This is a genomic window from Methylobacterium sp. J-118, assembly GCF_057836565.1.
The window spans coordinates 4,101,152-4,123,317 of record NZ_JBYQFA010000001.1 but is presented as its reverse complement, the minus strand read 5'-3'; the positions used below and the strand labels follow the sequence as shown (position 1 = coordinate 4,123,317).

23 protein-coding genes are annotated in these 22,166 nt (G+C 70.8%); 7 read left to right on the top strand and 16 right to left on the bottom strand.

The genetic code is table 11. The features are described from left to right. Positions 1 to 67 precede the first annotated feature (67 nt). Both AC3IF3_RS19985 and AC3IF3_RS19980 read left to right on the top strand, forming a co-directional pair. A complete protein-coding gene (locus tag AC3IF3_RS19985) occupies positions 68 to 997 on the top strand; it encodes a histone deacetylase family protein (RefSeq protein ID WP_489230014.1) in 930 nt (309 codons plus the stop codon). Positions 998 to 1,147: 150 nt separating this feature from the next. Further along, entirely contained in the window at positions 1,148 to 1,765 is a 618-nt protein-coding gene (locus AC3IF3_RS19980) for a LysE family translocator (RefSeq protein ID WP_489230013.1), read from the top strand. A gap of 10 nt (positions 1,766 to 1,775) precedes the next feature. On the opposite strand, the gene ribB is transcribed toward AC3IF3_RS19980, so the two are convergent. From ribB to AC3IF3_RS19955, 5 genes are all read right to left on the bottom strand, one after another. Further along, complete coding sequence (ribB, locus tag AC3IF3_RS19975; protein ID WP_243967180.1) at positions 1,776 to 2,852, bottom strand: 3,4-dihydroxy-2-butanone-4-phosphate synthase; 1,077 nt, start codon at positions 2,850 to 2,852, stop codon at positions 1,776 to 1,778. A gap of 34 nt (positions 2,853 to 2,886) precedes the next feature. Further along, positions 2,887 to 3,987 carry a chorismate synthase gene (aroC, locus tag AC3IF3_RS19970; RefSeq protein ID WP_489217775.1) on the bottom strand — a complete coding sequence of 367 codons (1,101 nt, stop codon included), beginning with the start codon at positions 3,985 to 3,987 and terminating at the stop codon, positions 2,887 to 2,889. A 213-nt stretch (positions 3,988 to 4,200) separates the two neighbouring features. Next, entirely contained in the window at positions 4,201 to 4,470 is a 270-nt protein-coding gene (locus tag AC3IF3_RS19965; protein ID WP_489230012.1) for an amino acid transporter protein, read from the bottom strand. Positions 4,471 to 4,553: 83 nt separating this feature from the next. Continuing rightward, positions 4,554 to 5,183: a DUF3578 domain-containing protein gene (locus AC3IF3_RS19960; protein ID WP_489230011.1), complete on the bottom strand. Its 630-nt coding sequence runs from the start codon at positions 5,181 to 5,183 to the stop codon at positions 4,554 to 4,556. Then, positions 5,180 to 6,313, bottom strand: a complete 1,134-nt coding sequence (locus AC3IF3_RS19955; protein ID WP_489230010.1) for an anhydro-N-acetylmuramic acid kinase — start codon at positions 6,311 to 6,313, stop codon at positions 5,180 to 5,182. The genes AC3IF3_RS19960 and AC3IF3_RS19955 overlap by 4 nt, the downstream gene beginning before the upstream one ends. A 124-nt stretch (positions 6,314 to 6,437) precedes the next feature. Here AC3IF3_RS19955 and tyrS point away from each other — a divergent pair, with 124 nt between their 5' ends. Then, complete coding sequence (tyrS, locus tag AC3IF3_RS19950; RefSeq protein WP_489231345.1) at positions 6,438 to 7,709, top strand: tyrosine--tRNA ligase; 1,272 nt, start codon at positions 6,438 to 6,440, stop codon at positions 7,707 to 7,709. Between the two features lie 40 nt (positions 7,710 to 7,749). Then, entirely contained in the window at positions 7,750 to 8,436 is a 687-nt protein-coding gene (locus AC3IF3_RS19945; protein WP_489230009.1) for a response regulator, read from the top strand. A 12-nt stretch (positions 8,437 to 8,448) separates the two neighbouring features. Here the strand turns inward: AC3IF3_RS19945 and tatC are convergent, their stop codons facing one another. From tatC to AC3IF3_RS19910, 7 genes are all read right to left on the bottom strand, one after another. Then, positions 8,449 to 9,249, bottom strand: coding sequence for a twin-arginine translocase subunit TatC (gene tatC, locus AC3IF3_RS19940; protein WP_489217770.1), 801 nt, complete (start codon positions 9,247 to 9,249; stop codon positions 8,449 to 8,451). Next, positions 9,246 to 9,803: a Sec-independent protein translocase protein TatB gene (tatB, locus tag AC3IF3_RS19935; RefSeq protein ID WP_243967123.1), complete on the bottom strand. Its 558-nt coding sequence runs from the start codon at positions 9,801 to 9,803 to the stop codon at positions 9,246 to 9,248. Before tatB ends, tatC begins: the two co-directional genes overlap by 4 nt. Positions 9,804 to 9,922: 119 nt before the next feature. Further along, positions 9,923 to 10,195, bottom strand: a complete 273-nt coding sequence (locus AC3IF3_RS19930) for a twin-arginine translocase TatA/TatE family subunit (RefSeq protein ID WP_243967122.1) — start codon at positions 10,193 to 10,195, stop codon at positions 9,923 to 9,925. A 147-nt stretch (positions 10,196 to 10,342) separates the two neighbouring features. Then, a complete protein-coding gene (gene nagZ, locus AC3IF3_RS19925; protein WP_489230008.1) occupies positions 10,343 to 11,347 on the bottom strand; it encodes a beta-N-acetylhexosaminidase in 1,005 nt (334 codons plus the stop codon). 280 nt (positions 11,348 to 11,627) lie between these two features. After that, positions 11,628 to 12,989: an SPOR domain-containing protein gene (locus tag AC3IF3_RS19920; protein WP_489230007.1), complete on the bottom strand. Its 1,362-nt coding sequence runs from the start codon at positions 12,987 to 12,989 to the stop codon at positions 11,628 to 11,630. Positions 12,990 to 13,040: 51 nt separating this feature from the next. Next, positions 13,041 to 14,792 carry an arginine--tRNA ligase gene (gene argS / locus AC3IF3_RS19915; protein ID WP_489230006.1) on the bottom strand — a complete coding sequence of 584 codons (1,752 nt, stop codon included), beginning with the start codon at positions 14,790 to 14,792 and terminating at the stop codon, positions 13,041 to 13,043. A gap of 112 nt (positions 14,793 to 14,904) precedes the next feature. Continuing rightward, positions 14,905 to 16,152 carry a deoxyguanosinetriphosphate triphosphohydrolase gene (locus tag AC3IF3_RS19910; RefSeq protein WP_489230005.1) on the bottom strand — a complete coding sequence of 416 codons (1,248 nt, stop codon included), beginning with the start codon at positions 16,150 to 16,152 and terminating at the stop codon, positions 14,905 to 14,907. 154 nt (positions 16,153 to 16,306) lie between these two features. Here AC3IF3_RS19910 and AC3IF3_RS19905 point away from each other — a divergent pair, with 154 nt between their 5' ends. Then, positions 16,307 to 16,633, top strand: coding sequence for a HesB/IscA family protein (locus AC3IF3_RS19905; protein WP_489230004.1), 327 nt, complete (start codon positions 16,307 to 16,309; stop codon positions 16,631 to 16,633). Between the two features lie 170 nt (positions 16,634 to 16,803). Next, the gene (locus AC3IF3_RS19900; RefSeq protein ID WP_489230003.1) at positions 16,804 to 18,735 is read left to right on the top strand and encodes a hypothetical protein; all 1,932 of its coding nucleotides are present in this window, start codon (positions 16,804 to 16,806) and stop codon (positions 18,733 to 18,735) included. 61 nt (positions 18,736 to 18,796) lie between these two features. On the opposite strand, the gene AC3IF3_RS19895 is transcribed toward AC3IF3_RS19900, so the two are convergent. Genes AC3IF3_RS19895 through AC3IF3_RS19885 form a run of 3 tightly spaced genes read right to left on the bottom strand, consistent with a single transcriptional unit; the run spans position 18,797 to position 21,284 of the window. Next, positions 18,797 to 19,531, bottom strand: a complete 735-nt coding sequence (locus AC3IF3_RS19895) for an ABC transporter ATP-binding protein (RefSeq protein WP_489230002.1) — start codon at positions 19,529 to 19,531, stop codon at positions 18,797 to 18,799. After that, positions 19,512 to 20,243 carry an ABC transporter permease gene (locus AC3IF3_RS19890; RefSeq protein WP_489230001.1) on the bottom strand — a complete coding sequence of 244 codons (732 nt, stop codon included), beginning with the start codon at positions 20,241 to 20,243 and terminating at the stop codon, positions 19,512 to 19,514. Before AC3IF3_RS19890 ends, AC3IF3_RS19895 begins: the two co-directional genes overlap by 20 nt. A 57-nt stretch (positions 20,244 to 20,300) precedes the next feature. Beyond that, positions 20,301 to 21,284: an ABC transporter substrate-binding protein gene (locus AC3IF3_RS19885; protein WP_489230000.1), complete on the bottom strand. Its 984-nt coding sequence runs from the start codon at positions 21,282 to 21,284 to the stop codon at positions 20,301 to 20,303. Positions 21,285 to 21,471: 187 nt separating this feature from the next. Between AC3IF3_RS19885 and AC3IF3_RS19880 the strand changes: the two genes are divergently transcribed. Beyond that, entirely contained in the window at positions 21,472 to 21,849 is a 378-nt protein-coding gene (locus AC3IF3_RS19880) for a 4a-hydroxytetrahydrobiopterin dehydratase (protein ID WP_243967111.1), read from the top strand. Positions 21,850 to 21,857: 8 nt separating this feature from the next. Here the strand turns inward: AC3IF3_RS19880 and AC3IF3_RS19875 are convergent, their stop codons facing one another. After that, a complete protein-coding gene (locus tag AC3IF3_RS19875) occupies positions 21,858 to 22,079 on the bottom strand; it encodes a hypothetical protein (protein ID WP_243967110.1) in 222 nt (73 codons plus the stop codon). Between the last annotated feature and the right edge of the window lie 87 nt (positions 22,080 to 22,166).

Here is a 22,166-nt window from a genome sequence, read left to right as displayed (position 1 = left end):
GCGCCCGTGGCACATTGCCGGCTCCTGTTGCAGGCGCGCGACAGGATCGGACCCGGGAGCGACCGTCGTGACCACTCTGTACGTCAGCCATCCCGCCAGCTTCGATCACGCGGTGCCCGAGGGTCACCCGGAGCGACCGGCCCGGATGCGGGCCGTGGAGCGTGCGCTGGAGGACGAGCGCTTCGCCAACCTCGTGCGGGCCTCGGCGCCCCGGGCGGAGGTCGAGACCGCCACGCTCGTCCATCCGCGCAGCTACGTCGACGCCCTGGTGGCGGCGGTGCCGGAGCACGGCATGGTCGGGATCGATTCGGACACGATCCTGTCCCCCGGCAGCCTGGAGGCGACCCTGCGGGCCATCGGGGGGGCGACGCACGCCATGGACGCCGTCGTCGCGGGCGAGTGCCGCAACGCCTTCGTGGCCATGCGCCCCCCCGGCCACCACGCCGAGCGGACGCGGTCCATGGGATTCTGCCTGTTCAACCACGCCGCCATCGCGGCCCGCTATGCCCGGACGCGGCACGGTGCGGAGCGCGTGGCGCTGGTCGACTGGGACGTCCACCACGGCAACGGCAGCCAGGACATCTTCTGGGACGACGGCTCGGTCCTGTACTGCTCCACCCATCAGATGCCGCTCTATCCCGGCACCGGCGCCGCCTCTGAGCGGGGCGACAAGGACACGATCGTCAACGTGCCCCTGCGGCCGAACGACGACGGGGCGGTTTTTCGCGAAGCGTTCGAGGTCGGCATCCTGTCGCGCCTCGAGGCCTTCCGGCCGGACGTGATCGTGATCTCCGCGGGGTTCGACGCCCATCGCCTCGATCCGCTCGCGAACCTGCAGCTCGAGGCGGAGGATTTCGGTTGGGCGACGCGCCGGTTGATGGAGCTGGCGGACCGCTGCGCTGGCGGGCGCATCGTCTCGGTGCTGGAGGGTGGCTACAGCCTGGAGGGCTTGGCCAAGTCGACCGCCGCGCATGTGGACGCGCTGATGGGGCGGTAAGCTTCCTTCCGGTTCTCCCGATTGCCGCCGGTGCCAGAGCGGACATAATCGGCGCGTTCAGGGAGCATCGAGAATCATGCGAGCGGGCGGGCGGGCGAATCTGATCAACCGGGTTCGGGCCCGCGCGGCGGTCGCCCGGAATATGGCGCGATGACCCTCGCCGGCTTCCTGACCTACGCCCTGGCGCTCGGCGTCGCCGCCGCCGTACCCGGTCCCGGCGTCGTCGCCCTGATCGCGCGCGCCCTCGGTTCCGGCTTCAGGGCCGCCATGGCGTTCTCGGCCGGGTTGATCCTCGGCGATCTGACCTTCCTGTCGGCCGCGGTGTTCGGGTTGGCCCTGATCGCGGAGACACTGGGCGAGGTCTTCATCGTGGTTCGGCTCTGCGCCGGCCTGTATCTGGCCTATCTGGCGGTGCGTCTGTGGCGCTCGGCCGGGCAAACCGATCGGGTGGAGGGCGGCCCGGCCGACCGGCCGCTGGCGAGCTTCGTCGCCGGGCTCACCATCACCCTGGCCAACCCCAAGACGATCGTCTTCTATCTGGCCGTGCTGCCGACACTGGTCGACCTTCGCGCCGTCACGCCCGGCGATTACGCCACCCTCGTGGGCCTGACCGCGTCGGTCCTCGTCCTGGTGATGACGCCCTATGCCGCCCTGGCGGCGCGGGCGCGGGACTCGCTGCGCAGACCCCGCTTCCGGACGCGGCTGAATCGGAGTGCAGCCGCCATCATGGCGGGCGCCGCGATCTGGACCGTCGCGCGGCGCGCCTGACGCGCGTCGCTCACCCCTCCAGAGGTTCGTCGCCCAGGAGCTCGATGCCGAAGCCCGAGAGGCCGACATACGCCCGCGACGACGTCGCGAGGTTGCGGATCGAGACCACGCCGAGGTCGCGCAGGATCTGGGCGCCGAGGCCGACCTCGCGCCACTGGCGGGCGCGCTGCGCCTCTGTCCCCTCCTCGGTCACGCTCATCACCGGCACGCCCGCGGTCCCGTCGCGCAGGTAGACCAGCACCCCGCGCCCGGCGGCCGCGAACCGTTTCAGCACCGCGTCGATCTGCCGGCCCCCGCCGATCACGTCGGCGGCGACGTTGGACCGGTGGAGCCGCACCAGCACGTCGCGGCCGTCGCCGATCTCGCCCATCACGAAGGCGAATTGCTGGATCGATTCGAACGGCGTCGAGAACACGTAGGCGGTCATGTCCCCGTGATTCGACCGGACCGGGAAGTGCCCGACCCGCTCCACCAGCCGGTCGCGGGCCTGCCGGTAGGCGATGAGATCGGCCACCGAGACCTGCTTGAGCCCGTGCGTCGTCGCGAAAGCCTCGATCTGCGGCCCCTTCATCACGGTGCCGTCGTCGTTGGCGAGTTCGCAGATCACCCCGACCGGCGGCAGCTCGGCGAGCTTGCACAGGTCGACCGCGGCCTCGGTATGGCCCGAGCGCATGAGCACGCCGCCGTCCCGGGCGATCAGCGGGAAGACATGGCCGGGCCGGACGAAATCGCCCGCGCCCATATTGCCGTTGGCGAGCGCCCGCACCGTGTTGCAGCGCTGTTCCGCCGAGATGCCCGTGGTCAGCCCGTGCTTGACGTCCACCGTGACCGTGAAGGCGGTGCCCAGCGGCGCATCGTTCGAGGCCACCATCGGGGCGAGGTGGAGGCGGCGCGCCTCGCTCTGCGACAGCGGCGCGCAGACGATGCCGCAGGTGTTGCGGATGATGAACGCCATCTTCTCCGGCGTGCAGAGCGAGGCGGCGACGACGAGATCGCCCTCGTTCTCGCGGTCGTCGTCGTCGGTGACGACCACGATCTCGCCCTTGGCGAAGGCCGCGATGGCCTCGGTGACGGTGCAATGGGGCACGGGCATTCTCGAATCGTTGGGGCCGGTCGCGGGATCAGGGCTGCTGCCCGACCTGTCCGCGATGGCGCAGATAGTGATCGGCGAGCACGCAGGCCATCATGGCCTCCGCCACCGGGACGGCGCGGATGCCGACGCAGGGATCGTGGCGGCCCTTGGTGACGAGGTCCACCTCCGCGCCGTCGCGGGTGACGGAGCGCCGCGACGTCAGGATCGAGGAGGTCGGCTTGACGGCGAAGCGGACCACCACGGGCTCGCCGCTGGAGATGCCGCCGAGGATCCCGCCCGCGTGGTTGGCGAGGAAGCGCGGATGCCCGCTATTGCCGGCGCGCATCTCGTCGGCGTTGTCCTCGCCCCGCAGGGCGGCCGCCGCGAACCCGTCGCCGATCTCGACGCCCTTCACGGCGTTGATCGACATCATGGCGGCTGCGAGATCCGCGTCAAGCTTGCCGTAGACCGGTGCGCCGAGACCCGGCGGCACGCCCTCGGCCACGACCTCGATCACCGCACCCACCGACGAGCCGTCCTTCCGGATCCCGTCCAGATAGGTCTCGTAGAAGGCGGCCGTCTCGGCATCGGGGCAGAAGAACGGATTGTTGCCGGTTTCCGCCCAGTCCCAGCGCGACCGGTCGACGGCGTGCGGACCCATCTGGACGAGAGCGGCCCGGATCATGATGCCGGGGATGACCTTGCGCGCCACGGCCCCGGCGGCGACCCGCGCCGCGGTCTCCCGGGCGGAGGAGCGGCCGCCGCCGCGATAGTCGCGGATGCCGTACTTGGCCTCGTAGGTGTAGTCGGCGTGGCCGGGCCGATAGCTGTCGCGGATCTCGGAATAATCCTTCGAGCGCTGGTCGGTGTTCTCGATGGTCAGCGCGATCGGCGTGCCGGTGGTGAGTTGGCGTCCGCCGGTGCGGTCGTCGGCGAACACGCCGGACAGGATCTTCACCTGATCGGGCTCGCGGCGCTGCGTGGTGAAGCGCGACTGGCCGGGCTTGCGGCGGTCGAGCTCCGCCTGGATCTCCTCAACCTCCAGCGGCAGGCCGGGCGGGCAGCCATCGACCACGCAGCCCAGCGCGACCCCGTGGCTCTCGCCGAAGGTCGTGACGCGGAACAGGTGGCCGAAGGTGTTGTGCGACATGGCGCGGCTGCCTTAGCGCGGGAGCGGCGGGGGCACAAACGTCTGACTACCGTCTTATTCCGCCTCCTGCTCAAGCCGATCGGCGGAACCGGATCACATTCACCCTGCGTGATCCTCAGCGACCATCGGCCCGCCGCGCATAACGGATGGCCCCAAGTCCGAGAACGAGAGCCGCTGCCGGGACGCTGAGCACGACAATGACATTCAGGAGGCTCATCCTTGCAACTCCTTCAGGTAGCGCCGTGCCGCATAATGTAAGGTGCCGCTCGTGATCCAGCAAATCACGGCAAGACCAACGATCACCGGTACCGGCGGGCTCGGAGGGCCTGACGTGTATAGCACTGCGAAAATCGGTGCCAAACCGCCCACCGTGAAGATCGAACCGGCTATCGCGTTGACGTACATCGCCGTCAGCTTCGTACGTTCATTCGCGATCAACACGGAACGCGCCGTCGGTTTCGAGGGGAAAAGTGCGTTATCCACCTGCGCGACTCATTCGAGATCCGCGAAAAGCGTGGCGTAATTCGCTTCGATATGGAAGGCGCGAGACCAGCGCGCATCCGTCGTCACCCCCTGCTGTCGACGCTCGTGACAAGCCGGCTTCCCAGCGCAAGACCGCCCCGCGCCTTGAGCGCCCGGTAGGCAGCCACGGCCACGGCAAGATCGGTTCGCAGCCGCCGTTCGTCCCCGAGGGCATCGTGGTCGTAGGTCGTGCCGAGGATATGTGCGGCCTCGTAGCCCTCTGGCAACTCGCCCAATGTGCCGAGGCTGATCGTCCGGTTTGGGAGCCGGTCTGCGAAATCCTCAAGGTGTGCCCGGAGCATCGAGCCGCTCGCCCTGAGATGATCGCCCGCGCCTATCCCATGTGCGCGGATCGCCGCCACGGTCCCCTGCGCCAGCGACAGGTGAACGACTTCGCGGTGCGCCGGGAACAGGTAGACCAGATAGTAGCCGCGCGTCGCGCTGGTGGTGACGGCCGGGTCGAACACGGCCAGCCAGGGAACGGCAGCCCAGTGGATGCCGCGCCCGGGACTGCCCTTGACCAGGAACGGTCCATCGATCGGTTCGAGGGCGGCGCGCAACTCGTCCGGCGCCCCTTTCCGGATGACGGCCGCGAGCGGATGCCCGGCCGGCGGGTCGAGGCGGGCGAGCGGGTATTCCTCGATGATTCGCCGCAGCGCGTAGCCCAAACTCACGGTCGCGCCAGCACCCCGCCGGTCATCGGCTCGCGCACCCCGGTGGTCGACGGGAAGGTGATCGGCAGGCCCTTCAACGAGCGCACGGCGAGATACGCGAAGGCCTGCGCCTCCAGGTAGGCCGAGGACCAGCCGATCGCGTCCGCTGTCGTGATCTCGGCGCGCAGGTGGTAATTCAGCAGCCGCACCAGCTCACCGTTGCGGGCGCCGCCGCCGGCCACGATCCAGCGGGTGGGGATCTCGGGGGCGTGGTCCAGCGCCCGGGCCACAGCCCGCGCCGTGAAGGCCGTGAGCGTTGCGGCGCCGTCCTCGGTGGAGAGCTGGCCCGCCAGCTTGTGCGAGAACCAGTTCCGGTCCAGCGACTTCGGCGGCCGGCGGAAGAAGAACGGGTGCATGAGCAGCCAGGCGAGCAGCGGCTCGTCAGCCCGGCCCCGGGCGGCGGTGCGGCCGCCATCGTCGAGGTTCTTGCCCTCACGCTCCTGCATCCACTCGTCGATGAGCGCGTTGCCCGGTCCGGTATCGAAGGCGATCACGCCGCCCCGGGAATCGATCAGCGTCGCGTTGGCGACGCCGCCGATATTGAGGATGCCGAACGGCCCGTCGAAGCCCGAGGCCTCGGCGAGCGCCTTGTGGAAGACCGGCACCAGCGGCGCCCCCTGGCCGCCCGCCTCGATATCGGCCCTTCGCAGGTCGGAGACCACCGGGATGCCGAGCCGGGTGGCCATCGCCTGCCCGTCGCCGATCTGGATCGAGATCCGCTGGTCCGGCCGATGGATCACGGTCTGGCCGTGGAAGCCGATCACGTCGATGTCGGCCGCGGCAAGGCCGTTCTCGGCCAGGAAGCGCTCCACGGCCTCGGCGTGGGCCCGCGTGACGAAGGCCTCGGCCTCCGGCAGGCGGCCGGGCCGGTCGCCGGGATGCAGGACGGACTCCGCGTCCTTCGTGGCGGCACGCAGGAGCGTCTTCTCGTCGTCGCTGTAGCCGCGGTAGCCGGTCGGCCCCAGCGGCTCGAGGAAGTTGTTGTGGCCCTTGACCACGTGGACCCCCTCGCCGTCGGTCTCGATCAGGGCGATGTCGACGCCGTCCAGCGAGGTGCCGCTCATCAGCCCGATCGCGCGCATCATCGCCATGCCGTCCTGCCCCGTGCCTTTCCGCGAACGCCCTGCTAAGAGCGCGCCGTATCCTGACCCCAGCGCGAGCTAGCACGCGGAGCCTCGGCCTGTCGCGCGACGCGAGCGACCCGAGATGGCATCCATGACCGCCGAGAGCTTCGCGCCGAAATCCGATTTCCTGCGGATCCTGACCGAGCGCGGCTACATCCACCAGACCTCGGATCTCGCCGGGATCGACGCCGCGGCCGTCGAGGGCCGGCTGACGACCTATGTCGGCTACGATTGCACGGCGCCCTCGCTCCATGTCGGGCACCTGCTCTCGATCATGATGCTGCACTGGCTCCAGGCCACGGGGGGCAAGCCGATCGCCCTGATGGGCGGCGGTACGACCCGGGTCGGCGACCCGTCCGGGCGCGACGAGACGCGCAAGATTCTGACCGTCGAGCAGATCGACGCCAACAAGGCCGAGATCCGCAAGACCTTCGACCGGTTCCTGCGCTTCGGCGCAGGCGCGGGCGATGCCGTGATGGTCGACAATGCCGAATGGCTGACGAAGCTCAACTACATCGAGATGCTGCGCGATGTCGGGCGCCATTTCTCGGTGAACCGCATGCTGTCGATGGACAGCGTCCGCCTGCGCCTGGAGCGCGACCAGGAACTCTCGTTCCTGGAGTTCAACTACATGATCCTGCAATCCTACGACTTCGTAGAGTTGAACCGCCGCTACAGCTGCGTCATGCAGATGGGCGGCTCGGACCAGTGGGGCAACATCGTCAACGGCATCGATCTCGGCCGGCGCATGGGCACGCCGCAGCTCTACGCCCTGACCTGCCCGCTCCTGACGACCTCGTCGGGCGCCAAGATGGGCAAGACCGCCGCGGGTGCCGTCTGGCTCAACCCGGAGATGCTGAAGCCCTACGATTACTGGCAGTTCTGGCGGAACACCGAGGATGCCGACGTCGCCCGCTTCCTGAAGCTGTTCACCCTGCTGCCGATGGCGGAGGTGGGCCGCCTCGCCGCGCTCGCCGGCTCCGAGATCAACGCGGCCAAGATGGTGCTGGCCACGGAGGCGACGGCGCTGATGCATGGCCGCGACGTCGCCGAGGCCGCCGCCGAGACCGCGCGCAAGACCTTCGTGGAGGGGACGCTGGCCGCCGATCTGCCGAGCGTCACCGTGCCTGTCGCCACGCTGGAGGCCGGGCTCGGCGTGCTGACCGCCTTCGGCCCCGAGATCGCCAAGCTGGTGCCCTCCACCAGCGAGGCCCGGCGCCAGATCAAGGGCGGCGGCCTGCGCGTCAACGACGTGCCGGTGACGGACGAGAAGGCGATGCTCCGCCAGGGGGATCTGACCGACGACGGCGTCATCAAACTCTCCTTCGGCAAGAAGCGGCACGTGCTGCTGCGGGTGGGATGAGGCCGATGCCCCCGGATCGGGCCTGCGAGGAGAGCGCCGCGTGACTGCCTCGGCCAGCATCCTGGTGATCGACGACGAGCCGCCGATCCGGCGCCTTCTCCGGACCGGCCTCGGCACCCAGGAGTACAGCGTCGTCGAAGCCGGCGACGGGGCGGCGGCGCTCGCCGCCCTGGCGGCGGGGGGCATCGACCTCGCCATCCTCGATCTCGGACTGCCCGACATGTCCGGCCACGCGCTGCTCGCGGCGATCCGCGAGCGCTGGCCGGACCTGCCCGTCCTGATCCTATCGAGCCGCGACGATGAGCGCGGCAAGGTCGAGGCCCTGGATCTCGGGGCGGACGATTACGTGACGAAGCCCTTCGGCATGAACGAGCTGCTCGCCCGCATCCGCACGGCACTCCGGCACCGGCTGGCCATGCAGGGCGAACGGCCGGTCTTCCGCCTGGACGACCTCTCGGTCGATCTCGTGCGCCGGATTGTGCGCGTGGGCGAGCGGGAGGTGAAATTGTCGCCGCGGGAATACGACTTCCTGCGCGTCCTGGTGCAGCATGCCGGCAAGGTGCTGACGCACGCCCAGCTCATGCGCCACGCGCCGGCCACCTCGGACCCGCAATATTTGCGGGTCTACATGCGCCAGTTGCGCCAGAAGCTCGAGCCGGACCCGGAGCGCCCGCGCTACCTGCTCACCGAGACCGGCGTCGGCTACCGCCTGCGGGCACCCGACTGAGCCGGTCGCCCCTCACGGATCCAGGCCTTCCGCCGCCCGCCGCGCCGCGCGCAGCTTCTCGACGCGGGACACCGAGAACACCGAGGCCTCGTAGAGCAGCAGCATCGGGACCGCCAGCGAGAGCTGCGAGATCACGTCCGGCGGCGTCAGCACGGCGGCGGCCACGAAGACCAGGACGATCGCGTAGCGGCGCTTCTCGCGCAGGAAAGCCGCGTCGATGATCCCGATCTGGCCGAGCAGGGTCAGGACCACCGGCAGCTGGAAGGCGATGCCGAAGGCGAAGATCAGCGTCATGATCAGCGAGAGATACTCGTCGACCTTGGGCAGCAGCTTGATCGTCGGCTCCCCGGCGACGCCGACCTGCTGCAGCGACACCGAGAATTTGATCAACAGCGGCATCGCCAGGAAGAACACCACCAGCGCGCCCAGCACGAAGAAGATCGGCGTCGCCACCAGATAGGGCAGGAACGCCTTGCGCTCGTTACGGTAGAGGCCCGGCGCCACGAAGGCGTAAATCTGCGTGGCGATCACCGGGAAGGCCAGGAAGGCCGCCCCGAAGACGCTGAGCTTGATGTTGGTGAACACCTGTTCGAGGAAATGCGTGGCGATCAGCTCGGCATTCTGCACGCCGACGATCGAGACATACGGATAGACCAGGATATTGTAGATATCCCGCGAGAAGAAGAAACAGCCAAAGAACATAATCACGAAGGCGATCAGCGACTTGATCAGCCGCGCGCGCAGTTCGATCAGATGCTCGAGCAGGGGCGCCCGGGAGGCCTCGATCTCGGCCTCGTCCGCGTCGGTGATCATCGGACGACGGCGCCGTTCTTCGGATCGACGGAGGTGGGATGCACGACGGGCGGGTCGGGCGGCGGCCCGAACGGATCGTCCACCGAGCCGGATACCGGGAGCGGCGCCTCGGCATGCGCGACGGCCGGCGGCGGCTCCGGGGAGTTCGGCTCTGCCGGCGGCACGGCGTCCTGTTCGGCCTTCAGCTGCGCCGTCGCGTCGGCGAGGGAGCGCGTCTCCCCGGCCGGCAGTTCGGGGCCGAGCTTCTCCGGCCCGACCTTGGCCCGGCCCTCGACCGCGCCCTTCAGCTCGTCCCGGATGGTCTGGACGGGATTGAAGGTCGAACCCGCATTCCGCACCGTATTGCGGATGCCGTCGACCTCCTTGCGAACCTCGTCGAGCTCCGCCTCGCGGATCGCCTCGTTGAACTGCATCTGGAACTCGCCGGCCATGCGGCGCAGCTTCGAAGTGATCTGCCCGACGGTGCGCAGCGCCTTCGGCAGATCCTTCGGCCCGATGACGATGAGGGCGACGCCGCCGATCAGCATCACCTCGCCCCAGCTCATGTCCAGCATGTCGTCGACGGTCCTGCTGCCCTGGGAACCGAACCGAAGCCCGGGCCCCGCCAGGCTCTACACCAGCGCACGTCCCCTGACAGTCCCTCAGAGGGGCTTCCCCTCAGAGGAGCTTGCCCTCAGACCGGCTTGCGTTCGCCGCCCGGAATGTGGCTCGCCGGGATGGCGGTGCCGGGGCTGGGCTCGGCGGTATGGGGGATGGTGCGGACCGGCTCGCCGGGCACCACGGGGGCCTGTGTCGCCTGGGGCGTGTCGTCCTCCGCCATGCCCTTCTTGAACGCCTTGATGCCCTTGGCGACGTCGCCCATCAGGTCGGAGACCTTGCCGCGTCCGAAGAGCAGCATCACGATGACCGCGACGATGACCCAGTGCCAGATACTCATGCTGCCCATGGCAACCTCCTGCGTGCGCCCCGAGGAAGCGGGAGCGGGACGCCACGTCCGGTTGAGGATTTCGGGGCGAACCTAGGGATCGCGCCGCCCGAACACAAGCACGGGCGGTGCCAGGGGTGGTGGAAGGCCGCGGGTCAGGACCTCGGTTCAGGCCGCCGCCAGGGCCGCCGCGAACCGCGCCCGGGCCTCCGGCACGTCCAGGTCGTCGCCGGCCGGATCGAGCCGCGCGAGCGCCGCGGCGGCCCGTTCCGCAGCGCGGCCGTCGAGCGCCGGGGCCGCTTCGGCCACCGACCGCATCTCGTCCATCGCGCCGTTGCAGTGGAGGCCGAGATCGACGCCCGCGGCGAAGGCCCGCTCGGCCCGCGCGCGGAAGGTCCCGGTCAGCGCCTGCATCGACAGATCGTCGGTCATCAGCAGGCCGTTGAACCCGATCTCGCCGCGGATCACCTCCCGGATGACGGTGGCCGATTGCGTCGCCGGGCGCTCGGGGTCGATGGCGGTGAAGACCACGTGGGCGCTCATCGCCATCGGCAGGTCGGCCAGGGCCCGGAACGGCCGGAAATCCTGCGCCGCCAGCGCTTCGCGGCTCGCCTCGACGATCGGCAGACCGAGATGGCTGTCGCAGGCGGCGCGGCCGTGCCCCGGGATGTGTTTCATCACCGGCAGGACTCCGCCGGCCATCAGGCCTTCGGCGACCGCCCGGCCGATCTCGGCGACCGAGGCCGGGTTCGTCCCATAGGCCCGGTCGCCGATGATGTCGTGGGCGCTGGGGGCCGGAACGTCGAGCACGGGGGCGCAATCGACGTTGATGCCGACATCGGCCAGATCGTGCGCCATCAGGCGGGCGCCGAGACGGGCGATCGCGGTGGCGCTGCCGTTCAGCCGGCCGTAGCGTCCGCCCGCCGGATAGGCCGGCCAGTGCGGCGGTCCCATCCGCTGGACCCGGCCGCCCTCCTGGTCGATCAGGATCGGGGCGGTCGCGGAGCCGAGGCAATCGCGCAAGGCGGCGGTCAGGGCGCGGACCTCGTCGGGCGTGCCGATGTTCCGCTTGAACAGGATGAACCCCCACGGCCGCACGTCGCGGAAGAAGGCCGCTTCCTCGGCGGAGAGCGACTTGCCGGCACAGCCGAGGATCAGGGCACGGGAGGTCATCGGGACGTCTCGGGGACTACTCGGGGATGCGCGCGGAGCGAAGACTGTTTCGGGCGGGCCGAATCGATGCGCGCAGAGTCGGGCGGGAACGGGGAGCCGGCAAGACGAATCGGCGGCGCGGGGCGGCCGCCCCGGTTGGTGGCGGGCCTGTGTTGCCGCCGGGACTCGCCAGCGGCGGCTGCCCAGGGGCGAACCGGCGGGTCGAGGCCCCCGCCGATCAGTCCGTCGCTCGCTCCGGGGTCGTCACCGCAGTGACCGGCCGGGAGGTGGATTCAGCGGCTCAGTTCTTGGCCACGAAGCACTGGCCGCCCGCGCTCTGCAGGGTGCTGCACAGGCTGGACGCCTCGGCCTTCTCCAGCGGCCCGACGCGGACGCGGAAGATGGTCTTGCCGTTGACCTCCGCCTGCCGGATGAGTTCGGGCTTGCCGGCGAGCTCGCTGTACTTGCCCTGCATCTGATGCAAGGCCGCCCGCGCCTCCGCGGCCGAGCCGCGCACGCCGAGCTGCACCGAGAAGCCGCCCACGGGGCCGCTTCTCAGGCCGGCATCGTCGGAGGTCGTGGTGCTGGCGGTCGTGTCCGGGGCCGCGCTGGCGACCCGCTGAACCGCCTTCGGCGCGGGCTTGACGGCCACGGGCCGGGGCGGCGGCGCCTCGACCGGCGTCGGGGCCGGCGGCGCCTCCACGGAAGCGGGCGTCGCGGGCGCCAGGGAGGCCGCGGCCTGCCGGACCGGCCTGGTCTTGGCGGCGGGCGGCGCGGGCGGTTCGTCGGTGGGCAGAACCATGGTGGGGATCGGGCTCGGGCCGGCATCGGCCTGCGCCTCCCGGGCCGGGGGCGCGGGCGGCGCCTCGGGTTTCACCGCGACGGTCCGGACCCGGCGGGGCTCGCCGAACGCCTCGAACGGGCCGTTGCCCGGCGTGGTGCCGCCCTGGCTGGTTCCGGCCGGTGCGGGACCTTGGGCGGCACGCGCCGCCTCGGCCACGTCGAGGGGCTGCTCCTCGCGATTGACGATCTTGATCTGGCCGTCCTTCTTGCCCTTCGGATCGTAGATCTGCCGGTTCTGATCCGGGATCTCGACGCCGTCGGCGACCTTGGGCGCAACCTTGAGGGGCGTCGCATCGGCCTGGACCACCGGCACGCCGCCGGGGGTCGAACTGTGCAGGCCCTTGTAGGTCAGCGCCCCCGTGACCGCGACCGCCACGACGGCGATGCCGGCCCCCACTGAGACGAGTCGCCGGCGCGGGTTCACGCGCCGGAGGGGACGGTCCTCCGCGTAGCCGTCCTCGGCACCGTGCTCGGCCGCATCGGCCCCGGCGCCGTACGGGGCCTCCTCGTGATGCGTGTCACGCTCCACAGAGGCGAGGTATTGGTCGAAGGCGTCGGCCGGATTCGGCTTGGCCGGCTCGGGGGCGAAGCTCGGCTCGACCCGGCCGTTCCAGCCCGTCTGCGGCTGCGCGGGCGCCACCGCGCGCATCTGATCGCGGGCCGCCAGCAGGGCGCGGAACGGGTCGTCCTGCCCGACAATCCGGGCCAGTTCGGCCAGCGGATCGGGCTTGGCCCCGTCCTGCGATCCGCGTGTCGTATCGTGACGCAGATCGCGCGCGAGGGCGTCCAGATCGACCTGAGCGCGCGAAGCGTTCGTCATGGCAGCATCCTCACATCAGCGCCGGTCACAGGCCCGATGGTCTCGGGTCCGTCATCGCATCTCGTCCGGCGCGGTCACACCGAGCACCGCGAGGCCCGCGGCAAGCGTGCTCCGCAGAGCTTCGGCGAGCGCCAGCCGGGCCCAGGTCGACTTTCGATCGGTTGCATTAACAAACCGTAATTGCGGCAAGTCTTTGCCCTTGTTCCAGAAACTATGGAGCGCCGAGGCGGTCTCATAGAGATGGAACGCGATCCGGTGCGGTTCATGCGCGGCGGCGGCGGATTCGAGCACCCGCGGGTACTGGGCGATGAGCCGCATCATCTCGCCCTCCCCCGAATCAGTGAGCAGGCCGAGATCCGCCTCGGCGAGCAGGGCCGGGCCGGACAGGTCGGCCGCGGGGAAAGCCTCGCGGGCCTGACGCTGGACCGAACGCACCCGGGCATGGGCGTACTGCACGTAGAAGACCGGATTGTCCTTCGACTGCTCGACGACCTTGGCAAGGTCGAAGTCCAGGGTCGCGTCGTTCTTGCGGTAGAGCATCATGAAGCGGATCGCGTCGCGCCCGACCTCGTCGATGACGTCCCGCAGGGTCACGAACTCGCCGGCCCGCTTCGACATCTTCACCGGCTCGCCTGCGCGTAACAGCCGCACCAGCTGGCAGAGCTTGACGTCGAGGGTCGCCCTGCCGTCGCTCACGGCCTTCACGGCGGCCTGCATGCGCTTCACGTAGCCGCCGTGGTCGGCGCCCAGCACGTCGATGAGCTCGGTGGCGCCCGCCAGGTACTTCCTTCGGTGATAGGCGATGTCGGAGGCGAAGTAGGTGTAGGACCCGTCGGACTTGAGCAGCGGCCGGTCGCTGTCGTCCCCGAACTCCTTGGTGCGGAACAGGGTCTGCTCGCGGTCCTCCCAATCGTCGGGGAGCTGGCCCTTGGGCGGCGGCAGGCGCCCCTCATAGACGAGCCCGCGTTCGCGCAGTTCCTGAAGGAGCGCCTTCACGGCGCCGCTCTGCTGGAGCGTCCGCTCGGAGAAGAACACGTCGTGCCGGATCCCGATCGCCGCGAGATCGGACCGGATCATGTCCATCATCATGCCGAGCGCGGTCTCGCGCACCAGAGGCAGCCACGCGGCCTCGGGCTGATCGAGCAGGCTGCGGCCATGGGCCTCCGCCAGCGTCACGCCCACGGGCTTGAGATAGTCGCCGGGATACAGGCCCTCGCCGATGGCGAAGGGCTCGCCCAGCGCCTCGCGGTAGCGCTGGAAGGCCGAGCGGGCGAGCACGTCGACCTGGGTGCCCGCGTCGTTGATGTAATACTCCCGGGTCACCGTCCGGCCGGCGGCCACCAGGAGATTGCACAGGGCGTCGCCGAACACGGCGCCGCGGCCGTGGCCGACATGCATCGGTCCGGTGGGATTGGCCGAGACGTACTCGACGTTGATCGCGCCGCCCTGCATCTGCGCCCGGCCGAACGCCTCCGGCTCCGAGAGGGCGCTGCACAGGACCGCGTGAAAGATCGCCGGCGCGAGGCGCAGATTGATGAAGCCGGGGCCGGCGACGCTGGCCTCGATGACCCGCGGATCGCCGCGCAGCTCCGCCGCCAGGGCCTCGCCCAGCGCCTTCGGGTTGGTCCGGGCCTCCTTGGCCAGGACCAGGGCGGCGTTCGTGGCGAGGTCGCCATGCGACGGGTCGCGCGGCGGCTCGACGACCACGCGGCCGAGATCGAGGCCCTCGGGCAGCTGGCCGGCGCGCGTCAGCGCCTCGACGGCCTCGCGCACGCGCGCCTCGAACAGAGCGAAAATGTTCATCGGTCTCGGTCTCGCTCGCGCGCAATCGCGTCGCCCGGCCCGTCCGGCCTGCGCCCGCCCGGGCCGTCTAGCAAGGGGGCGATAGGGTGTCACGGCACCGGTGGGACGTCGCTCAGGGCTCGGCGAGGGGCAATCCCCGGCTCGGCAACGCCCAGTGCAGGTCCGGGGTCGTGTCGTGGAGCTTGCGATGCGCCAGCACCGCGTAGGTGTCGGTCATGCCGGCGATGTAGTCGGCGACCCGGCGGGCGATGCGCGCCGGCCCCGCGCCGTCAAGGCCGGCGCTCCACTCGTCGGGCATCCGCACCGGGTCGGCGGTGAAACGCGCGAACAGGTCGTTGACGATGATTTCGGCCTTCTTGCGCACGGCCACCACCCCGGGATGCCGGTACATCCGCCGCCAGAGGAAGCGCATGATGTCGGCATCCGCCGCGGCGATCTCCGGCGAGAACGCGATCACCGGGTCACCCGCCCGGCGGATATCCGCGACGCTGCGGGGTTCGAGCGCGGCGATCCGGCGGCCGCCCTCGCGGATCACGTCCTCGACGAAGCGCGTGATCACGCGCCGCGCCAGCTCGTGGATCTGGCGGGACGGCTCCAGGTCCGGGTGGAGCCGGTCGATCTCGTCCAGGAGTTCGGCCAGGAACGGGACCTCCCGCAAGTCCGGGATCTCGAACAGGCCGGCGCGCAGGCCGTCGTCGAGGTCGTGGGCCGCGTAGGCGATGTCGTCGGCGAGCGCGGCGGCCTGCGCCTCGGGACCGGCCTGGCTCCACAGGTCGAGGGGGTTCAGCGCGTCGTATTCCAGGATCGCCGCCGGGATGCCCCGGTCGGCGTAGCGCGGCGTCGGCCGGCCGTCGGCATCGAGCAGCGGGCCGTTGTGCTTGACCAGCCCCTCCAGGGTCTCCCAGGCAAGGTTGAGCCCGTCGAACCCGGCGTAGCGCCGCTCCAGCCGCGTGACGATCCGCAGGGTCTGGGCATTGTGGTCGAACCCGCCATGGGCGGCCATGCAGGCGTCGAGGGCGTCCTCGCCGGTATGGCCGAAACAGGTGTGGCCGAGGTCGTGGCTGAGCGCCAGCGCCTCGGCGAGATCCTCGTCGAGCCCCAGCGCCCGGGCCAGGGCCCGGCCGATCTGGCTGACCTCCAGGGTGTGGGTCAGCCGGGTCCGGTAATGGTCGCCCTCATGATGCACGAAGACCTGGGTCTTGTGCTTCAGCCGCCGGAACGCCGTGGAGTGGATGATCCGGTCGCGGTCGCGCTGGAAGTCGCTCCGGGTCGGCGAGGCGTCCTCCGGGATCAGGCGTCCGCGGGTTCGGGCCGGATCCGTGGCGTAGGGCGCGCGCCAACGCTCGCCGTTAGCCCGCACGGCATCCGCCCGCTGTGTCGCGCATCCCGATCATGACCCCTCCCCCACCCGACGCGTTGCGGCGCAGGCTCAGGACCCATATCTTGTCGGTCATGACGTCCAGGGCAACGGCCCGGCGGCGACGTCCACCGAACGAATGCGTGGCCAGAGACCGATGGCTGAAATCATCCTGACCGACCGCGCCGCCAAGCGCATCAACGAGATCATGGTCTCCGAGCCCTCCGGCTCGTCCCTGCGGATCAGCGTCAACGGCGGCGGCTGCTCGGGCTTCTCCTACGCCTTCGACATCGTCCGGAGCCGCGAGGCCCAGGACATCGCGATCGAGCGCAACGGCGCCACCGTGATCGTCGACCCGATCTCGCTGGAATACATGAACGGCTCGATCATCGATTTCGTGAACGACCTGATCGGCCAGTCGTTCAAGATCGAGAACCCGCTCGCCACGGCCTCCTGCGGCTGCGGCACCTCGTTCTCGCTGTAGGGCGACCGCCCGCCTCCGGCTCCGCGTCCGCTCCGGCGCGCCGCCGGCCGTTGCTCCCTTACGACACTCGTGGCGGCGCGACGCCCTGCGCCGGCGCGTGCGATTGCCTCGCCCGGGAAAACGCGGCAGGCCTACGGGCTTCGCCCGAGAGCTCAGGTCCGGACCCTGCCATGATCCACCCGAAGGCTCGATCCCGCCTCCGGTCGGCCCTGGCGGCGGCCGGGGTGTCGGTGCTGCTCGGCCTCGCCGCCTGCCCCGGGCCGCTCGCCGCGCAGGAGGGCGCCGCCGCCGTTCAGGACGTGACGGTCACCGACGTGGTCCTGCCCCTCGGGGGCACGCTGCTCAAGGCGCCCAAGCTGACGGCGAGCGGGACGCGCCTGTCGAAGGAGGATCTCGAAGCGATCCTGCGGCCCGACTCCGCGGTCCCGTGGAACGAGCGCCTGACGCGGCTCGATGCCGGAAGCCTGACCGTCCCGGTCCTCACCTCCGAGAATGCCGGGCCCGGGGAGAACCGCCAGACCGTCACCTACCGCGACGTCGTCGCCCGGGACGTCCGGGCGGGCCGCGTCGGCGAACTGACGGCCGCGGGCGCGACCGTCAGCGTGGTTTCCGGGCCGAACCGCGGCTCGGGCACCTACGGGGCCGTACGGGCGACCGACCTCGACCTCGCGGCACTCAGCCGCCTCTACACCGTCTCGGGGGACGGCAAGGGACCGGTCCAAAGGGTCTACGGCACGATCCAGGTTTCGGACGTCACCTATTCGGACGCGCGCGGGACCACCTTAAAGATCACGAGCCTGAACGGACGCGACCTCGGCGGCCGGCAGATCCCGGACGGCTGGAACGGCGCCTTCGCCATCGTGGGTGCGGGCTTCGCGGAGCCGAACGACCGTCGCGTCTTCGCGGGCGCCGCGGCGGACCTGATCGGCGCGACGACGCTCGGGAGCCTGGAGATGCAGGGCCTGAGCGTCAGCGATGCCGACCCGAGAGGCCCCCTGCTGTTCGAGATCCGCCGGGTCGCCTACGCGTCGGCGGGACCGGAGGCCGGCACGCGGCTCGAGGACCTGGCGCTGACCCGGGGCAGCCTGCGCGCCCGGATCGGTCGCCTCACCCTCCGCGGGACTTCGCTGGCCCCCACGGTGGCGGCCTTGCAGGCCATCGCCGCCGAACCCGGCCCCGCGGCTGGCCTGTCCGACGCGGAGATGCGCCGCCTCACGCCGCAGGTCGGCGACCTCAGCCTCAACGACCTGTCGATCGAACTCCCCCCGGAGGCCGAAGCCGACCGCGTTCCCCCGCGGGACGGACGGCTGCCCGGTCGCGGCCCGGCCCTCGAGCCGAACCGGCCGGTCGTCGGGAGGCTCGGTGATCCCAAGGCCCCGGAGCCGCGGGCCGGCGATCCCCTCGCGGTCACGGTCGCTCCGCACCCGTCGCGCCGGATCGCCCTGCGCGTCGCGACCCTCGCCGTCGGTCCGCCGAGCGACGGCGTGCCGAGCAGCAGCCGCCTGACCCTGTCCGGCCTGAGCCTGCCCGCGGATCTGCTCGCCGGCCAGCCGATCGTCGGCATGCTGCCGGCCTATGGCTATCGCGACCTCGACCTCGACCTCGTGGCCGACGCGACCGTGGACGAGACGGCGCGCGAATTGTCCGTGCGCGAAGTCGTGCTCTCCGGGCGGGATGTCGGCACCGTCCGCCTTGCCGGAACGCTGGGCGGGATCGGACCCGAACTGCTGTCTGGGACGCTCCCGGCGGCGACGCTGCTGATGTTCTCGGGGAGCGCCAAGAACCTCGACCTGACGGTAGAGAATGCCGGCCTGTTCGAGCGCTTCCTGGCGGCGCAGTCGAAGGATCTCAGCCTCAAGCCGGAGGAGCTGCGCAAGGAATACGTCACCGCGAGCCTGCTCGGCGTGCCGATCATCCTCGGCAACGGCCCCGCCGCCAAGGGAATCGGCGCCGCCATGGGGCAGTTCGTCCTGAAGCCCGGCAAGCTGGTCCTGCACGCCAGGGCCAAGGAGCCCGCCGGCATCGGCTTCATCGATCTCGGGGCGGCGCGCTCCCCGGCCGCCGTGCTCGACCGGCTGGACGTGGACGCGAAGGCGAACTGAGCCGCGCCGCCGCGCGCGTCGGCGCTTCCCGAGAGCGGGCGCCCCCTCCGGAGCCGGGCCTCTACACCGCGATGATGTCCGGATGCCGCGCCGCGAGGCCGGCTCGGGTCTCCTCCGCCCAGGCGCGGTCGCGGGACTTGCGCGGCCGATCGAGGGGGACGTCCGCGATCAGGCGGGCGGGCCGGCGCGAGACGAGGAGCAGCCGATCGGCGATGCCGATCGCCTCGGCGACGTTGTGCGTCACCATCAGGACGCTCATGCCGGCCCGATCGACCGTGTCGACCACCAGCGCGCGCAGCTCGGCGGCGGCGGCATCGTCGAGGGACACGAAGGGCTCGTCGAGCACCAGCACCCGCGGGCCGTCGGCGAGGGCGCGGGCGAGGGCCACGCGCCGCTGCATCCCGAGCGAGAGCGCCTTCGGATATCTGCCGCGCCACGCGCTCAGCCCGAGCCGCGCGAACAGGTCGTCGAGGTCGCGACCGCGCCGTGCCCGCGGCAGGCCGAGGCGGACATTGTGCTCGACGCTCCGCCAGGGCAGGAGCCGCGGCTCCTGGAACACCATCCCGGCCCCCTCTGCCCCGGCGACGCGGCCCTCGAAGGCCGGATCGATCCCGAGCAGGATCCGCAGGGTCGTGGTCTTGCCGGCGCCCGAGGGGCCGATCAGGCAGACGATCTCGCCGGCCCCGACCGCGAAGGCGAGGTCGCGGACCGCCTCGACCGGCTCGCCGCCCCGGGGGCGATACCATTTCGAATCGATCGCGACGCGCAGGACGGGATCAGCGCCAACGGCGGACATGGGCTTCGAGCCGCTGGAGCAGGAGGACGTCGATACCGATCATCACCGCCATGAAGACGAGGCTGTAGCCGATGATCGCGGCCACATCGGTGCTCTGGACGAAGTAGTAGTTGATCGCGAAGCCGACGCCGTCGGGGCGGCCGAGCAACTCCACCACCAGCACGATCTTCCAGGCGAGCGACATGCCCGAGCGCGCGGCAGTGACCATGTAGGGCTGGAGCTGGGGGATCAGTACATCGCCGACCCAGTCGCGGCGGTCCAGCCGGTAGACCTTGGCCATCTCGTCGAGGCCGGGATCGAGGTTGCGGGCACCCTCCCGCACGATCACCGCGACGTTGGGGAGCTTGTTCAGCACCACGGCGAGGATCGCGGCCGTCTCGGTCAGCCCGACCCAGACATAGGCCAGCACGGTGATGACCAGCGCCGGCGTGTTGAGGAGCACGAGGAGCGGCGTGTCGAGCGTCAGGTCGGCGGCCTTCGAGCGGCCGAGCGCCACCCCCAGGGCGATGCCGAGCGCCATCGCCACCGCGAAGGAGATCGCCACCCGCAGCAGGGTGACGCCGACATTGTGGAGGAGGTCGCCGCGCTCGGCCTCCTGCCCGATGAAGCGCAGCACCGCCAGGGGTGCCGGCAGCAGGCGGGACTTGGCCTCCAACGCGGCGGCCTGCCACGCGGCGACGAGCACCAGCAGGGATGCGATCCGGGTCAGCACGCCCGTGCGGTTCCGGCGATCCGGAGCCACATCGCGGGACCGCGGCGGCCGGCCGCCTCAGCCATTGCGGCCGGTGTCGTAATAGAGGCCGGGGGGCAGGCCGGTGCCCTTTCCGACGAGGCGCGAGCCACCGAGCCGTGCCATCACGGCGTAGAGCGTCTCGGCGTCGGCCCGCTCCTCCGCGACGGGCCGGCGCGGGATCCCGGCCAGGAAATCGCGCTTCAACGCCTCGAAGGTCGCGTCGTCCTCCGCGGCCATCAGCGGGCGCACGATCTCCCAGGTCGACGGGTCCTGGGCGAGCATGTCCTTGGCGGCGCGCGAGGCCCGGGCGAAACCCGCCACCGCGTCGGGCTTCTCCTTCACGGTGGCATCCTGGAAGAGGTAGCCGATCAGCGCCACGTCCCCCGTGACCCCGAGGGCGTGCATGATGTCCTCGGCGCCGACGAGCCGGCGGAACTTCTTGGCTTCGAGGCGCGCGCAGTAGGTCCAGTAGGTCAGCGCCGCGTCGAGCGCCCCCTGCTCCAGTTTCAGGGTGATGAGCGGCGGCGCGCCGTAGGCGATCTCGGCGGCGTGCTCCAGATCGATGCCGGCGGCGTCTTTGGCCTGCGCCCGGAGCAGCAGCCAGTTCTTGTCGAGGGGCCCGCCGGCCACGCCGAGGCGCTTGCCGTCGAGGTCCTTGAGACTCCGGATCGGACTGTCGGCCGGCACCATCACGGCGCCCTCCGAGGTGGAATAGGGGATGAAGCGCACCGCCTGCCCGTCGTTGCCGAGGCGGGCCGCCCAGAGCAGGTCGCCGATGATCGTGTCCACCTGACCGCCGATGAAGCCGATCCGCGCGGCGTCGTTGCCGGCGAGCTTGACGGCGTCGAGCTGGAAGCCGTTGGCGGCGTCGAGGCCGCGGGCCTTGATCACCGCCGCCTCCCAGGTCGACGTGCCGAAGGGCAGGCTCCCGAGGCGGATCACCGGCGCGTCGGCCCGCGCCGCCCGCAAGCCGAGGCCGCCGAGCAGACCCCCGGCGAGCATCGCGCGCCGTGACAGCATCACGCCTTCTCCCATCGTATTGCGCAGTCTTGAAAGCCGGCAGACTGGGGTGCGGACTTGTCCCGGCGCCATTGGAAAAAGGTCATAGGGCCCGCATAGCGCTGCGTCCACCGGAAGGGACCGCTTGCGCAGGACAGGATGCGGCGGCACCCTGCCGCGCGGGACCGACTTGAGAGGGACGCCGGACATGACCGAGCGACGTGAAGGCGCATTGGACGACGCGACCGTGGAGGCGCGGCTCAAGGCCGAATTGCCCGCCTGGCGGCTGGAGGACGGCTGGATCCGCCGGACCTACAAGACCTCCGGCTGGAAAAGCACGCTCATGGTGATCAACACCGTGGGGCACCTCGCCGAGGCGGCCTGGCACCACCCCGACCTGACCGCGTCCTACGCCTGGGTCGAGGTGCGGCTGATGAACCACGCCGCCAAGGGCATCACCGACAAGGACTTCGCCCTGGCGCGGAAGATCGAGGAGGTCGTGTCCTGGCAGCCCGGGCTGGAGGGCCAGGGCCTCGAAGGGACGCCCACTGATCCGCGCTTCGCCTACATCAAGTACGAGCGGTAGCGCGGCCGTCACGGCTCTGCCTTCACCCGGCGGCACTCCGTCTTGAGATAGGCACTCTTGCCGATCTCGTCGCGCCGCTCGGTGCGGGCGATGATCTCCTGCCAGCCGGTGGCGCAGCCGAGTTCGTTGGCGACGCGGACCTTGCGCACCTCTAGGGCCTGATCGTCCGTGCAGGCCTCCTGGGCGAGGCCGTTGGCGCAGACCAGGACCACGGCGATGAAGGCGTTCATGCGGATGGGACTCCTCGTTCCACCCCACCCTATGCGCGGCGCGGCGATTGGTTGCCGCGCCCCGCGACCGGAGCCGTCCGAATCCGA